The organism is Massilia litorea (assembly GCF_015101885.1).
GTDB lineage: Bacteria > Pseudomonadota > Gammaproteobacteria > Burkholderiales > Burkholderiaceae_D > Telluria > Telluria litorea.
Genome location: NZ_CP062941.1, coordinates 1,719,159 through 1,733,995, shown reverse-complemented (window position 1 = coordinate 1,733,995; position 14,837 = coordinate 1,719,159). Strand labels below are relative to the sequence as shown.

The following is a 14,837-nucleotide window of genomic DNA, read 5'->3' as shown; positions in this document are numbered from 1 at the left end:
CCCGGACTGGGCTACCACTTCATGACAATCATGCATCTCTGGAACAGAAGCCAATTTCTAATGTTGATCCAGATCAAAAAGCCGTCTTAGCATATATACATTTCTGATCAGGAACAATACTTTCTGTAAAAAGTATGTACTTTTGCTAGATGATTGATGTACGCAAGAAACATTTTATTGCCCAGATGCCAACAAGGATCGCCCTCGTTTATCTGGCCCTGCGTGCCAGCACCCGGCGGTACTGGCGCGAGGTCAGCCAGCAGGCCAGCGCCGCCAGGGCAAAGCCGGCCTGGCCGAGGGCCAGCGCCAGCACCGAATGCGACAGCGCCGGCGCAATCACCCCGGCGACGATCGCGCCCAGCAGGGTCGAGACGAAGGACTGGCAGGACGCGACCGTGCCGCGGATGTGCGGGAACAGGTCGAGCGCGAGGAGGGTCGCGCCTGGCGCGATCAGCGAGCTGCCGAAGGTGAAGAAGAACATCGGCAGCACGGTCCACGGGAGCGCCGGCGGCAGGAACAGGTGGTAGACGACGTTGAAGGTGACGGCGCTGAGCATGAAGGCAAACCCGATCCCGATCTGGCGCGCGAAGGTGTATTTGCCGGCCATGCGGTTGGCCGCCATCGAGCCGAGGAAGATGCCGCTCACGGTGGGCACGAACAGCCAGGCGAATTGCGACGGCCCCAGATGCAGGTGCACCGGCAGCAGCACGGGCGAGGCCGTAATGTAGAGGAACAGGCCGGCGAAATTCAGGGCGGTGACGCCCGCCTTCATGTGGAACAGGAAGGAACTGAAGATCGCGCCATAGCTCTGCGCCAGGAAGCGCGGATTGAAGGGCTGGCGCTTCGCTTGCGGTACCGTTTCCGGCAGGTGCTGCCAGCACACCCAGCCCAGCACCAGCGTATAGGCGCACAGCGCGAGGAAGATGGCGCGCCAGTCGAACCAGGTGACGATCCAGCCGCCCAGCACGGGCGCGATGGCCGGTGCGATCGAGAAGATCATCGTCACCATCGACAGCAGCCGCGCCGCGCCCGCGCCCGAATAGAGGTCGCGGATGATGGCGCGCCCGACCACGACGCCCGCCCCCGCCGACACCCCCTGCATGATCCGGAACACCCACAGGTAGTGGACGGTCGATGCCGCCGCGCAGCCGAAGGTGCCGATCGCGAACACGACCAGCGCCACCAGGATCACGTTGCGTCGTCCGAAGGCGTCCGACAGCGCGCCATGCCACAGCACCATGCCGGAAAAGGCGAGCATGTAGGCCGTCAGCGTCTGCTGCACCTGGATGCTCGACGCGTGCAGGTTCGCCATGATCTGCGGGAAGGCCGGCAGGTAGGCGTCGATGGAAAACGGGCCGAGCATCGACAATCCCGCCAGCAGGGTCGCCAGGCCGCCGGCCGACAGCATGACGATCTTGTGCGGCGCCGGCAGCGGCACCGGGACCACGGGGTCTTTCGGCAGCTGGTCGGGATCGGTCGGCGGCAGCATCGCTTATTCCTGCGGGCTCTGTTTCGGCTTGGCCTCCTCGCGGCGGTTGTAGCCGGCCACCATATCAAAGCGGAACAGGCGGCATTCCAGGGCGCCGTTGAAGAACGGCGTCTTGCGCGCCTCCTTCAGGCGCAGCAGTTTGGGCAGCGACAGGTCGGCCGTGAACAGGAACACGGTCCAGCCGGCGAAGCGCTGCTTGAGCGTGGTGCCGAGCGCGGAATAGAAGGACACCGCCATCTCGTCCGGCGCCATCGTCGAGTCGCCGCGCACGCCGATCCGCTCGCCATAGGGCGGATTGGTCAGCAGGATGCCGGGACCGTCGACCGGTGGACTGACGTGCTGCGCTTCGATCTGCTTCAAGGGCACGTCGAACTGGATGCCGGCTATTTTCAGGTTGTGGCGGGTCATTTCCACCATGTCGCCCGAGATGTCGGAGCCGAAGATGGTCGGCTCGCCCGGCAGCGGATTGGCTTTGATGGCGGCCTTCATCTCTTGCCAGGCTTCGCGCTCGAAGTCATGGAATTTTTCGAAGGCGAAGTGGCGGCGGGCGCCGGCCGGGATGCCCTGCACCATTTGCGCCGCCTCGATCAGGATCGTGCCCGAACCGCACATCGGGTCGAACAGGGGAACGCCCGGCTTCCAGCCCGAGACGCGCAGCATGCCGGCGGCCAGGTTCTCGCGCAGCGGCGCGTCGCCCGTCTCTTCGCGCCAGCCGCGCTTGAAGAGCGCCTCGCCCGAGGTGTCGAGGTAGATGATGAAATTGCGCTGGTCGAGGAAGCCGACGATGCGCATGTCCGGCTCGCGCGTGTCGACCGACGGCCGCTTGTTGAACATGTCGCGGAAGCGGTCGCAGATCGCGTCCTTGATTTTCAGGGTCGTGAACTCGAGGCTTTTCAACGGCGACTTCACGGCGGTGACGTCGACGCGGATCGTGTGCTCGACGCCGAACCAGTCTTCCCAGGGCTGCTCGAGCACCAGGTCGTAGATGTCGTTTTCGTTGTTGTAGCTGCGCTGGCCCATGCGCATCAGCACCCTTGAGGCGATGCGCGAGTGCAGGTTGACGCGGTAGGCGTCGACCAGGGTACCGGAGCAGTGCACGCCGCCGGGGACCTGGTTGTGGACTTTCAGGGTGGGGCTGTGGGCGGCCGCGATTTCAGTGAGTTCTTCGGCGAGTGCCGCTTCCATGCCGCGGGGGCAGGGGCAAAAATAGGAGGTCATGGGGGTACCCTTTGTCCGTTGATTAAAAAAGTAAAAGCCGGGAGCGCCTGCGCTGCCGGCCGGTTGGTTCTTGTGCGGTGCGTTCTTGCGGACGAGCCGACGGTGGTCATGCGGTGAACCGCGTGGGCGGAGCCCACCCTACGTTATGCGGCGGCCAACGCACGGATGCGTCTCGCGGATGACCTCTCGGTCGAACATTAAAACGGCTTGACGACCACCAGGATCACGATCAGCGTCAGCAACACCACCGGCACCTCGTTAAACCAGCGGAACCATTTATGACTGCGCTGGTTCACGCCGGCCTCGAATTTCTTCAAGATCGAGCCGCAGGCATGATGGTAGCCGATCGCGAGTAGCACCAGCGCCAGTTTCGCATGCAGCCAGCCGCCCTTGATGTCAAAGCCCAGCCATAACCAGAGGCCCAGCAGCAGCGCCGGAAGCGCCAGCATCGACGTAAAACGGTACAGGCGGCGCGCCATGCCGAGCAGGCGGGTGCTCGCGGCGGCGTCGGTTTCCTGCGCCAGGTTGACGTAGATGCGCGGCAGGTAGAACAGGCCGGCGAACCAGGAGGCGATGAAGACGATGTGGAAGGCCTTGATCCAGAGGTACATGGGGTTCCTGTAGTTGTTCTTATGCTTAGTTGCGTACTTCGCCGTGGCCGAACACCACGTATTTCAGGGAAGTCAGCCCTTCCAGCCCGACCGGACCGCGCGCATGCAGCTTGTCGTTCGAGATCCCGATCTCGGCGCCCAGGCCATATTCAAAACCGTCGGCAAAGCGGGTCGAGGCGTTCACCATCACCGAAGCCGAGTCGACTTCGCGCAGGAAACGCAAGGCCGCGCTGTAGTCTTCGGTGACGATGGCTTCGGTGTGCTTCGACGAGTAGCGGTCGATGTGGTCCATCGCCTCCTCGATGCCAGCGACGACCTTCACGGCAAGGATCGGGGCCAGGTATTCGGTGCTCCAGTCTTCCTCGACGGCGGCAGTCAGGTGCGGGTAGCCGGCCAGGATCGCGCGCGCCTCGTCATCGGCGCGCAACTCGACTTCCTTCGTCTTGTAGAGCTCAGCGAGCTGCGGCAGGACTGTCGGCGCCACCGAACGGGCGACCAGCAGCGTTTCCATCGTATTACACGTGCCGTAGCGGTGGCATTTGGCGTTGAAGGCGATCGGCAGCGCTTTCGCGATGTCGGCCTTGTCGTCGATGTAGACGTGGCAGATGCCGTCAAGGTGCTTGATCATCGGGACCGTGGCCTCTTCGATCAGGCGCGCGATCAGGCCCTTGCCGCCGCGCGGCACGATGACGTCGACATACTGCGGCATCGTGATCAGGGTGCCGACGGCGGCGCGGTCGGTCGTGTTGACCACCTGCACCGCTTCCAGCGGCAGGCCGGCCTTGCTCAGACCTTCGGTGACGAGTTTCGCCAGCGCGCGGTTGCAGTGGATCGCTTCCGAGCCGCCGCGCAAGATCGCCGCGTTGCCGCTCTTGATGCACAGGCCGGCCGCATCGACCGTCACGTTGGGGCGCGCTTCGTAGATGATGCCGATCACGCCCAGCGGCACGCGCATCTGGCCGACCTGGATGCCGCTCGGGCGCGACTTCATGTTCGAGATCTCGCCGATCGGGTCCGGCAAGGTAGCGATCTGGCGCAGGCCTTCGACCATGGTCGCAATCGCGGACGGCGACAGGGCCAGGCGGTCGAGCAGCGCCGGCGCCAGGCCGGCGGCGCGCGCGGCGTCGAGGTCGAGCCCGTTGGCGGCGGACAGCTGCGCGGCCTCGCGTTCGATGGCCTCGGCGATCAGGATCAGCGCGCGGTTGCGGGTGGCGCCGTCGGCGCGCGCCATCGCACGCGAAGCGGCGCGGGCCTGGCGGCCCAGCGTGTGCATGTAGTCGGTGATGTCCATCGTGTCGATTCCAGTTGCGTTGAGCGTTGGGTTAGCGGGAGGATGCAGCGCAAAGTATGAAACAGATGATGCAGTATGCCGACGTCGTACCGCGTGGGCATGAATACCCACCCTACCTGGCCACCTTCAAGGCCAGCTGCAACATCGCATCCCAGGCATCGCCCGCAAAGGCTCTGGCCCGTAAACCCTTGACCATCTTGTCGACCTGCGCCGCCTCCTGCAGCGCCGCCTCCAGCGTACTCAGGGAGATGCGCCGCAGGGCCGGATCCATCATCCGTTCGCGCGGTCCCCAGATGCGGTATTCCTTCAGCATCGCGCCGAGCGGCCGCCCCTGCGCCATCCCGGCCTTCAATTTTAACAGCGTGCGGATTTCTTCGGAGACGGCCCACAACACCAGCGGCAAGGCTTCGCCCTCCCCTTTCAAACCCTCGAGCATGCGCGCCAGACGGGAGGGGTCGCCCATCAGCATCGCTTCCGACAATTTGAACACGTCATAGCGCGCCACGTTCAGCACCGCATCCTGCACCTGCTCGAAACTCAGCTTGCCCGGCTCGTGCAGCAGGCCCAGCTTCTGGATTTCCTGGTGCGCGGCCAGCAGGTTGCCTTCGACCCGGTCGGCGATGAAGTCGAGCGCCGTGCGGTCCGCGCTCTGGCCCTGGGCACTCAAGCGCTGGCCGATCCAGCCCGGCAGCTGCGCGCGTTCCACGTTCGGGATCTCGATGTAGACCGCCGCCTGCTGCAGCGAGGCCACCCACGAGGCCTTGGCTGTCTGCCAGTCGAGCTTGGGCAGCGTGATCAGTGTCAGGTTGTCGGGACTGAGGTCTTTCGCATAGGCCTGCAGGGCGGCGCTGCCGTCCTTGCCTGGCTTGCCGCTCGGGATGCGCAGCTCGATCAGCTTCTTGTCGCCGAACAGCGATAAAGCCTGGTTCGCCGCCAGCAATTCTCCCCATTTGAAGGTGCGCTCGACGGTGAGCACGTCGCGTTCGGTATGGCCGGCCGCACGCGCGGCGCGGCGGATCTTATCGGCCGCTTCCAGCGCCAGCAGGTGTTCGTCGCTGGTGATCACATACAGCGGCGCGAGCCCCTTCGCGAGATGGGGCTCGAGCGCCTCGGGCCTCAATTGCATTACGCTCTCACTGTGGCTTCAGCGCGGCCAGGCGGCGCATGATCTGCTGCACCAGGTCGGACTGCATGTCGCGGTACAGCAGCGCTTCTTCGCCTTCCTTGGCCAGCAGGGCTTCCTCGCTGAAGGCGAGATTGCGGCGCAGCGTGATCTCGGTCGGCCCCAGCAGCAGGTTGCCGGTCGCGTCGCGCACCTGGAATACGAGCGTGTAGGTCAGCAGGTATTCGCGCACGCGGCCCAGGTTGTTCAGCGACAGGACCGCCTTGTTGCGCGCTTCGGAAATCACTTCGAAGCGCGCCTGCGCATCCTTCGGCGTGGTCGCGATGACGACCTTGTCGATCGCGCGCAGGTTGCGCTTGAGCTCATTGCCCAGCGGCGAAGTCTCGCCGAAGGCCAGGTAGATGCTCGAAAACGGCATGTTGTACGCGCCGTCCGAACCGCGCAGGTGGAAGCCGCAGGCGGACAGCGTCGTGACCAGCAGCAGCGCCGCACAGGCGCGCGCAAAGTAGGAGGTGTGAGCGCGCATGTCTTAGACCACGATGTTGACGAGTTTGCCGGGCACGACGATGACCTTCTTCGGCGTGCCTTCGATGAACTTCTGGACCGCCTCGGAGCTGAGTGCCGCCGCTTCGATCGCCGCCTTGTCGGCGTCCTTGGCCACCTTCACCGAGCCGCGCAGCTTGCCGTTCACCTGGATCATCATCTCGATCTCGGATTGCTCGAGCGCTTGCGCGTCGACTTGCGGCCACTGCACGTTCAGGATGTCGCCATGGACGCCGGCATAACCCAGGTCCTGCCACAGCGCGTGGGTGATATGCGGCGCGACCGGGTTCAGCAAACGCAGGAAGATCGAGAAGCCTTCGGCAATGACCGCGTCGGACGCCGCACCGTCGGCCAGCTTTGCCGACTCCAGGGTGTTGAGCATCTTCATGCAGGCCGAGACGACCGTGTTGTACTGGATGCGCTTCAAATCGTAGTCGGCCTGCTGCAGGACCTTGTGCACTTCGCGGCGCAGGGTCTTCTGGGCATCGTCGAAGCCCGCAGTCGATTCGCCCGCGGCCAGCGCGGCGGCAATGCGCTCGCGCTGTGCGTAGCCATAGGCCCAGACGCGGCGCAGGAAGCGGCTGGCGCCTTCGACGCCGCTGTTCGACCACTCCAGGGTCTGCTCAGGCGGCGAGGCGAACATCGTGAACAGGCGCGCGGTGTCGGCGCCGTACTGCTCGATCTGCGCCTGCGGGTCGATGCCGTTGTTCTTCGACTTCGACATCTTCTCGGTGCCGCCGATGGTGACCGGCTGGCCGTCGGCCTTCAGCACCGCGTTCTGCGGACGGCCCTTGTCGTCAAAGGTCAGTTCGACGTCGGCCGGGTTGTACCAGGTCTTCTTGCCCGAGGCGTCTTCGCGATAATAGGTCTCGTTCAGGACCATGCCCTGGGTGAGCAGGTTGACGAAGGGTTCGTCGAATTTCACCAGGCCGAAGTCGCGCATGACCTTGGTCCAGAAGCGCGCGTACAGCAGGTGCATGACGGCGTGCTCGATGCCGCCGATGTACTGGTCCATCGGCATCCAGTAATCGTTGCGGGCGTCGACCATGGCATCGTTCGAGCCCGGCGAGGTATAGCGCATGTAGTACCAGGACGAATCGATGAAGGTGTCCATCGTGTCGGTCTCGCGGCGCGCCGGCTTGCCGCATTTCGGGCAGGAGCAGGCGAGGAAGGCTTCGTCCTTGTTCAGCGGGTTGCCGGTGCCGTCCGGGACCAGGTGCTCGGGCAGCACGACCGGCAGGTCGGCTTCCGGCACCGGCACCGTGCCGCACTCAAGGCAGTGGATCATCGGGATCGGCGTGCCCCAGTAGCGCTGGCGCGAGATGCCCCAGTCGCGCAGGCGGAAGGTGACCTTCTTGTCGCCCAGCCCCTGGGCGGCGAGGTCGCCCGACACCGCATTCACGGCCGCCGTGTAATCGAGGCCGTCATATTTGCCCGAGTTGATGGTACGGCCGTGTTCCTTGTCGCCGTACCACTCCTGCCATGCATCCAGCGAATATTCCTGGCCTTCGACTTCGACCACCTGCTTGATCGGTAAATCGTATTTTTTGGCGAATTCGAAATCGCGCTCGTCGTGGCCCGGCACGCCCATCACGGCGCCGTCGCCGTAGGTGATCAGGACGTAGTTGCCGACCCAGACCGGCACCTGCTCGCCCGAGACCGGGTGGGTGACGAAGAGACCCGTCGGCATGCCCTTCTTTTCCATCGTCGCCATGTCGGCTTCGATCACGGAACCGAGCTTGCATTCGGCGATGAAGGCGGCCAGCTCCGGATTGTTCCTTGCCGCGTGCTGGGCCAGTGCGTGCTCCGGCGCCACGGCGCAGAAGGTCACGCCCATGATGGTGTCGGCGCGGGTCGTGAAGACGTAGAGTTTACCTTCGTTGATCAGTTCGCCGGCGTCGTCCATGATCACGTGCGGGAAGGCGAAGCGCACGCCGACCGACTTGCCGATCCAGTTGGTCTGCATGGTGCGCACGCGCTCCGGCCAGCCCGGCAGCTTGTTGTCGACGAAGTCGAGCAGCTCGTCGGCGTAATCGGTGATGCGCACGTAGTACATCGGGATTTCGCGCTTTTCGATCGGCGCGCCCGAACGCCAGCCCTTGCCGTCGACGACCTGCTCGTTGGCGAGCACGGTCTGGTCGACCGGGTCCCAGTTCACGGTACCGGTCTTCTGGTAGATGATCCCCTTTTCGAGCATTTTGAGGAACATCCACTGGTTCCACTTGTAGTACTCGGGTTTGCAGGCGGTCATCTCGCGCGACCAGTCGATGGCCAGGCCCATCGATTCCATCTGCCCGCGCATGTGCGCGATGTTCGAATAGGTCCACTCGGCCGGCGGCACATTGTTCGCCATCGCCGCGTTCTCGGCCGGCATGCCGAAGGCATCCCAACCCATCGGCATCAGCACGTTGTAGCCGTTCATCCGCAGGTAGCGGTACATCACGTCGTTGATCGTATAGTTGCGCACATGGCCCATGTGCAGCTTGCCGGATGGGTAAGGCAGCATCGAACAGGCGTAGTACTTGCCTTTCGGGAAACGTGGGTCGTTCTCGACGGCCTTATAGGCATCGATCGACTTCCAGTACGCCTGCGCGGCCTGTTCAACTTCGGCGGGACTATATTTATCTTGCATGATGTTCTGCGGACGGAATTGGAGAGGGTGGAGCAGAACATTATACTGTTTCATCTTGCACTGCGGCGAAGCAGCGCGGGATGGCGCGATGAGCGCGTCTGCGGCCTCATTCGTAGGGTGGGCACTCCGTGCCCACGCGGATCACGTCAACCGCTTGAAGCACAGGCAATAGCCCCTGTGCGCCTGAAATCGCATGCACGCACCCATCGGGCTGTTGCCTGCCTGTTGCCGGCATGTCGAATCCGCGTGGGCACGGGGTGCCCACCCTACGGACGAGGCAGCGGACCAATGTTCGTCAAGCCCCTGCCCTGGGCCCGAGCTGCGCCTGCAGCTCCGCGACATCGATGCGCTTGGCCATCTTGTGCTTGAGCTGGCCAAGCTCGGCGACGATGGCTTCGAGCTCGTGCTGCGTCGGTTTCAGGGGCCGCAGGGCCCGGGCCAGTACCGGCAGCACGGCGCGGCGCACGAAGCGCGGGCGCGAGGCGACCGCCTGCCAGACGATGGCAGCCAGGCCGACGGCGAGGCAGGACAGGGCCAGGTTGCCGCCGTCCGTGGACGGCGCGATCAGATGGACCAGCCCCGGCCCGAAAAGCGTCAGGGCGATGGCGCCCGCAATGGCCAGGCCGATGCCGATGTCCATATGGGTGCGGGCGAAGCGCTGGTCCACCTTGGCGGACATCAGGAGGAAGGGGCCGCGGATCAGCGCCTGGCGGTCGTCCGCCGACAGCGCTGCCGGGTTGAAGCGCACCTGCTCCTCGAGCGCCAGCCTGGCCGCGAACACCTGCTCGAGCTGGGGGAAGGTTGCGCGGATCAGCTCGGGCAGCGGCGCCAGGCGCTGCGCGATCGCCGCGTGGTCGGCTGGTTCCGCCTGCAGCGCCGTGCCGCATTCCTGGCAGGTGCGCTCGTAACCGACCAGTTCGCCGGAACCGAAGCTGACGTAATACAGGTGGCCGGCCGAGCCGACGCGCCGGATCTCGAACGGCTTCGGTCCGCGGCAGATCGGACAGAAGTGGGCAACATAGCCGAGCCTGCGATAAACGGGTTTCTTTCCCCAGACGATGAACATGCTGCCCTCCCGAAAATGGACGGTGCCGCTACCCGGAAAAGACGATGCGGCCTGATGATCGAGAGTTTCTCACAGGCCAATTATTATTTCTACAAAGAAATATATAGCTGTTGCTTGGATGCCGCAATGGCGCCGCTCAGGGGGCGCAATGCGCGTAGTTGGTGTCGAGCCAGCCGTCCGGCTTGCAGCGCCCTGCCAGCACTGCTTTTACCCGCGCCAGGCGGCGTTCGTAGGCCTGGCGGTTGCGCAGCGGATGGAGTTCGTTCGGCGCCTTGATCAGGGCAACCAGGCGCGCCATCTCGTCGTCGTCGAGCGCGGCCAGCGGCTTGCCGATATACGCTTGCGCGCCCTGCTCCAGGCCGCGCAGCTGGCGCCCCTCATGCCGCCCCATGTAGACGCCGCCGGCATACAGGTCGAGCTGGCGCGCTTTGGAGGCGCTGGCGTCGAGCACCAGCGCCATCGTGTCGCGGCCGAGGTCGACCTTGCGGCAACAGTCGAACACGGCGCGGTAGACGCGTTGCAGCACGCCTTTCGGACCGTCGAGCGGTGGGCCATATAAAAACAGGTCGCGTGCGACGGCGGACGAGATGGTCGCCACGCCCTGGCCGTCGGCCAGGCTCAGGCCGCGGTGGGAAAAGAAGGTCGGGTCCTCGATCCGCAGCAGGATGGCGAGCTGGCTTTGCGACAGTTGCGGCGCCGTGTCGGCGGATTGATGCGCCAGCAGCGTGTCGACCGAGGCCGCCGCCCACCAGGCGACGATGGCAAGGTAGACCAGCAGCAGTGCGGCGAGCGCCAGCAGCGCCCTGGCGAGGCGCCTCATGCGCCGGCGCTCAGCACGGGGTAAGGCGGATGCCCGTCCAGTTCGCGCAAAAAATCCTGCTCGAGGTAAGCCGGGATCTTGTGGAATTCGGCCAGCACGCGGGCGCGGAATTCGGCGTGCTCGTGCCAGCGTTCGGCCGGCAGGCCAAAATAATTGATGGCGCAGGCGGAGACGGATACGCCCGGCCAGTGGCGCGCCAGCGTCATCAGGTAGCGCCGCATCGCGCACACCTTGCCGATCACGAGCAGGCTGTCGACCCGTGCCAGGTCGATCGTTTCAGCGGCCTTGCGCCGGCCGAGGATCACGTTCTCGCCGGTGTTGGTCGCTGCGCATTCGAGGATCAGGATCGAGGCCGGCATGCCCAGTTCGACCAGCCGTGCGCCGATGACCAGCGCTTCCGGCGTTTCCTGTCCCGCCGTGGCGCCGCCCGAGACCAGCAGCCGCTCGAACATCCCGCGCTGCCAGAGTAGGTAGGTCTCGCGGCAGAAGGCCTCGACGCCGTGGCGCGTGCCGAACAGGAAGCCGAGCTTCGCCGGCCGCAGCGGCAGGATCGGCATGACGTAGCGGGCGATCGACTGCAGGTCGGCCGCGGTCAGGTCGGAAGGAGACGCCACGCCGGGGCGGACCGCTTAACGAAGTACCAGTTCGAGCGCCGGCTTCTCGCCGTAGTCCTCGTAGCGATCGTTGATGCCGCCGACGCAGAACACGATCTCGTCGATCAGGTCCGGCAGGCGGGAACGCAGGGCGCCGCTGTCGGTGATGACGATTTCGAGCACCTCGTCCGGCTGCAGGCGGAACTTGGTCATGTTCTCGTCGTCGCGCAGGTAGCTCAGGCAATCGACCCAGGTGTCGATGGTGTCGCCGGTCGCCGTATGAAAGCCGAACGCGCGCCGGCTCTCGGCCAGGAAAGTCGCTTCGTTGACGATTGCGGCGCCGTTCAGTTCTGCCACTGCCATGGCTTACCCTTTCAGGGACAAGACGTCCTGCATGTCGTACAGCCCGTTCGCCTTGTCGGCGATGAAGCGCGCGCCGCGCAGGGCGCCATGGGCATAGGTCACGCGGCTGCTCGATTTATGGGTGATCTCGATGCGCTCGCCGGTGCCCGCGAACAACACCGTATGGTCGCCGACGATGTCGCCGCCGCGCACGGTGGCAAAGCCGATCGTCGACGGATCGCGCTCGCCGGTCACGCCTTCGCGCCCGTACACCGCGCATTCCTTCAGGTCACGCCCGAGGGCATCGGCGATCACTTCTCCCATTTTCAGGGCGGTGCCGGACGGCGCGTCGACCTTGTGGCGGTGGTGCGCCTCGATGATCTCGATGTCGTAGCCTTCGTTAAAACTTTTGGCGGCCAGCTCCAGCAGTTTCAGGGTCACGTTCACGCCCACGCTCATGTTCGGCGCGAAGACGACGGCGATTTTTTCGGCGGCGGCGGCGATCGCGGCCTTCCCGGCCTCGTCGAAGCCGGTGGTGCCGATCACGATTTTTACATTGTTCGCGGCGCAGAAGGCCAGGTGCCCGAGCGTGCCTTCGGGACGCGTGAAATCGATCAGGCAGTCCGCATCGGCCAGCGCGCGCGCCAGGTCGGACTCGATCACGACGCCGGTCAGCTGGCCCGAGAAGGCGCCGGCGTCATGGCCGATGAAGGGAGAACCCGCGACGTCGAGGGCGCCGGCGAGGACGGTGTCGGGAGCGGCGGCGATCGCCTCGATCAGCATGCGGCCCATGCGCCCACTGGCGCCGGCGACCGCGATTTTCAGTTGCGTCATGGCTGTCTTACGGTGTGGTCGTGGAAGTGGCGGGCGTGGCGTTCGTTGCTGGCGCGACCGGACGGGAGGCGGCGGCATTTTCCGCTTTTTTCGCTTCCTTGACGACGTTCTTGGCCGGGCCGGCGATGCGGTCGATGTATTCGCGCTCGGTCGGCAGGTTGCCGCCCTCGAAACGTTCGACCACGTCACCCTTGAAATACACGGTGACGCGGCTGGTGGTCAGCTCGCCGTTGCCGCGTGCGAGATAAAACGGATAGTCCCAGCGGTCGGCATGGAACATGTCCATCAACAGGGGCGTGCCGAGCAGGAAGCGCACCTGCTCGCGGGTCTGGCCCACTTTCAGCTGGTCCAGCATTTCCTGCGAGACGAAGTTGCCTTGCTGGATGTCCGGGCGGTAAGGCGAGAAGATCCACAGGAATTTCTGCAGCCGCGTGCCTTCGGTCGTTTGCGCACCGGCATTCGCCAGCGAAGCCGATTTGCCGGCATCGGAGGCCATGGCAGCCGGGGAGGTGTTCACCGGCGCGGCCGGCTTGGTCTGGTTGCGCCACGAGGCGCAGCCGGACAGGACCAGCGTACAGGCAAGGCCGGCGGCAAGCGCAGCCCGGGCATGGGAACGATGCACTACACGATAAACAACGGCATCAAAGACGCGCATAAGTAACCTCAAAACGTAAGCGGGAGCTTCCAAAACGCTATATCATAAAGCACTCCGCCTATCTACGAGTAACAAACATGAGTAACAGTCCCACCGACCTGAAGGCGAGCGGCCTGAAGGCCACTTTGCCGCGCCTGAAAATCCTGGAAATTTTCCAGAACAGTGAAGTGCGGCACCTGACGGCGGAAGACGTCTATAAAATCCTGCTGGCCGAGAACATGGACGTGGGCTTGGCAACCGTCTACCGCGTGCTGACCCAGTTCGAGCAGGCCGGCCTGCTGAACCGCAACCACTTCGAAACCGGCAAGGCGATCTACGAACTGAATGCCGGTTCGCACCACGACCACCTGGTCTGCCTCGATTGCGGCCATGTGGAGGAATTCTTCGACGAAGAAATCGAATCGCGCCAGAACAAGATCGCCAGCGAGCGCGGTTTCAAAATCGCCGAGCACGCGCTGGCGATCTACGGCAATTGCATCAAGCCGGCCTGCCCGCACCGCGGCGGCAGCTGAGCGCGGCCGAACCGCAATGAACAACGGCGCCGATGGCGCCGTTTTTCATGAGCTGCTCAAGGCATTCGACAGCAGTTTCGCCGTGATGTCGACAATCGGAATCACGCGTTCATACGCCATCCGCGTCGGGCCGATGACGCCGAGCGTGCCGACGATCTTGCCGTTCACCTCATACGGCGCGGTGACCACGCTCATCTCGTCCATCGGCACCAGCTTCGATTCGCCGCCGATAAAAATCTGCACGCCGCCCGCCTTGCTCGACATGTCGAGCAATTGCATCAGGCCGGTCTTTTGCTCGAACATCTCGAACATCTGGCGCAGGGAGCTCATGTTCGAAGAGAGGTCGGAGACCGACAGCAAATTGCGCTCGCCCGAGATCACCATCTCTTCGCTGCCCTCGGCCATCGCCTCGCTGCCCGCCTCCACTGCCGTCTGCATCAGGCCGCCGATGTCTTCCTGCAGCCGGCGCAATTCGCCCGTCAGGCGCAGGCGTACTTCGTCGAAGGTGAGGCCGGCGAAGTTCTGGTTCAGGTAATTGGCCGACTGGATCAGCTGCGCCGGCGTGTAGTCGACTTCGGTGAGCAGCAGGCGGTTCTGGACGTCGCCGCGCGGATCGACGATCACGAGCAGGATGCGCTTTTCGGACAGGCGCAAAAATTCGATCTGCTGGAACACCGACTCGCGGCGCGGACTCTGGACGACGCCGGCGAACTGCGTCAGCGAGGACAGCATCTGCGCCGCGTTGGCGATGATCTTTTGCGGCTGCTGGACGGACAAGCGCATGCGCTCGGCGTCGACGCCGTGCTGGCCGTCCAGGTGCTGCACCGTCAGCAGGGTGTCGACGAACAGGCGGTAGCCGCGCGGCGTCGGCACCCGGCCGGCCGAGGTGTGGGGGCTGGCGACATAGCCCATCTCCTCGAGGTCGGCCATGATGTTGCGGATCGTGGCCGGCGACAGGTCGAGGCCGGAAATTTTCGAGAGCGCACGCGACCCGACCGGCTGGCCGTCGGCAATGTAGCGCTCGACGAGGGCTTTCAGCAGGGTTTGGGCTCGGGGTTCAAGTTGCATGGGGAGTGGTGGCGCGCAGAATGGTTGCACGGCTATTATG

General features: G+C 64.5%; 15 protein-coding genes. 1 reads left to right on the top strand and 14 read right to left on the bottom strand.

Features of this window, described 5'->3' with window-relative positions:
• Positions 1 to 208: 208 nt before the first annotated feature.
• The 13 genes from LPB04_RS07690 to LPB04_RS07630 all read right to left on the bottom strand — a co-directional run bounded on the left by LPB04_RS07690 (position 209) and on the right by LPB04_RS07630 (position 13,217).
• Positions 209 to 1,489 (bottom strand): multidrug effflux MFS transporter, encoded by a 1,281-nt coding sequence (locus LPB04_RS07690; protein WP_193688123.1) that lies wholly within the window; start codon positions 1,487 to 1,489, stop codon positions 209 to 211.
• Positions 1,490 to 1,492: 3 nt separating this feature from the next.
• Entirely contained in the window at positions 1,493 to 2,707 is a 1,215-nt protein-coding gene (locus LPB04_RS07685; protein ID WP_407943885.1) for a THUMP domain-containing class I SAM-dependent RNA methyltransferase, read from the bottom strand.
• 197 nt (positions 2,708 to 2,904) lie between these two features.
• Entirely contained in the window at positions 2,905 to 3,318 is a 414-nt protein-coding gene (locus LPB04_RS07680; RefSeq protein ID WP_193688122.1) for a CopD family protein, read from the bottom strand.
• A 25-nt stretch (positions 3,319 to 3,343) separates the two neighbouring features.
• Entirely contained in the window at positions 3,344 to 4,609 is a 1,266-nt protein-coding gene (locus LPB04_RS07675) for a glutamate-5-semialdehyde dehydrogenase (RefSeq protein ID WP_193688121.1), read from the bottom strand.
• 112 nt (positions 4,610 to 4,721) lie between these two features.
• Positions 4,722 to 5,735 carry a DNA polymerase III subunit delta gene (gene holA / locus LPB04_RS07670; RefSeq protein ID WP_193688120.1) on the bottom strand — a complete coding sequence of 338 codons (1,014 nt, stop codon included), beginning with the start codon at positions 5,733 to 5,735 and terminating at the stop codon, positions 4,722 to 4,724.
• 7 nt (positions 5,736 to 5,742) lie between these two features.
• Positions 5,743 to 6,258, bottom strand: coding sequence for an LPS-assembly lipoprotein LptE (locus LPB04_RS07665; protein WP_193688119.1), 516 nt, complete (start codon positions 6,256 to 6,258; stop codon positions 5,743 to 5,745).
• 3 nt (positions 6,259 to 6,261) lie between these two features.
• Entirely contained in the window at positions 6,262 to 8,907 is a 2,646-nt protein-coding gene (gene leuS / locus LPB04_RS07660; RefSeq protein ID WP_193688118.1) for a leucine--tRNA ligase, read from the bottom strand.
• A gap of 295 nt (positions 8,908 to 9,202) precedes the next feature.
• Positions 9,203 to 9,973, bottom strand: a complete 771-nt coding sequence (locus LPB04_RS07655; protein ID WP_193688117.1) for a hypothetical protein — start codon at positions 9,971 to 9,973, stop codon at positions 9,203 to 9,205.
• Positions 9,974 to 10,109: 136 nt separating this feature from the next.
• Positions 10,110 to 10,793, bottom strand: a complete 684-nt coding sequence (locus LPB04_RS07650; protein WP_193688116.1) for a transglycosylase domain-containing protein — start codon at positions 10,791 to 10,793, stop codon at positions 10,110 to 10,112.
• The gene (locus LPB04_RS07645; protein ID WP_227496655.1) at positions 10,790 to 11,407 is read right to left on the bottom strand and encodes a YdcF family protein; all 618 of its coding nucleotides are present in this window, start codon (positions 11,405 to 11,407) and stop codon (positions 10,790 to 10,792) included. Before LPB04_RS07645 ends, LPB04_RS07650 begins: the two co-directional genes overlap by 4 nt.
• Before the next feature lie 15 nt (positions 11,408 to 11,422).
• Positions 11,423 to 11,749, bottom strand: coding sequence for a barstar family protein (locus LPB04_RS07640; RefSeq protein WP_193688115.1), 327 nt, complete (start codon positions 11,747 to 11,749; stop codon positions 11,423 to 11,425).
• A gap of 3 nt (positions 11,750 to 11,752) precedes the next feature.
• Positions 11,753 to 12,562, bottom strand: a complete 810-nt coding sequence (dapB, locus tag LPB04_RS07635; protein ID WP_193688114.1) for a 4-hydroxy-tetrahydrodipicolinate reductase — start codon at positions 12,560 to 12,562, stop codon at positions 11,753 to 11,755.
• A gap of 7 nt (positions 12,563 to 12,569) precedes the next feature.
• Entirely contained in the window at positions 12,570 to 13,217 is a 648-nt protein-coding gene (locus LPB04_RS07630) for an outer membrane protein assembly factor BamE (RefSeq protein ID WP_193688113.1), read from the bottom strand.
• Positions 13,218 to 13,294: 77 nt separating this feature from the next.
• Between LPB04_RS07630 and fur the strand changes: the two genes are divergently transcribed.
• Positions 13,295 to 13,729, top strand: coding sequence for a ferric iron uptake transcriptional regulator (gene fur / locus LPB04_RS07625; RefSeq protein ID WP_193688112.1), 435 nt, complete (start codon positions 13,295 to 13,297; stop codon positions 13,727 to 13,729).
• A gap of 45 nt (positions 13,730 to 13,774) precedes the next feature.
• Here the strand turns inward: fur and hrcA are convergent, their stop codons facing one another.
• Positions 13,775 to 14,797 (bottom strand): heat-inducible transcriptional repressor HrcA, encoded by a 1,023-nt coding sequence (gene hrcA / locus LPB04_RS07620; protein ID WP_193688111.1) that lies wholly within the window; start codon positions 14,795 to 14,797, stop codon positions 13,775 to 13,777.
• Between the last annotated feature and the right edge of the window lie 40 nt (positions 14,798 to 14,837).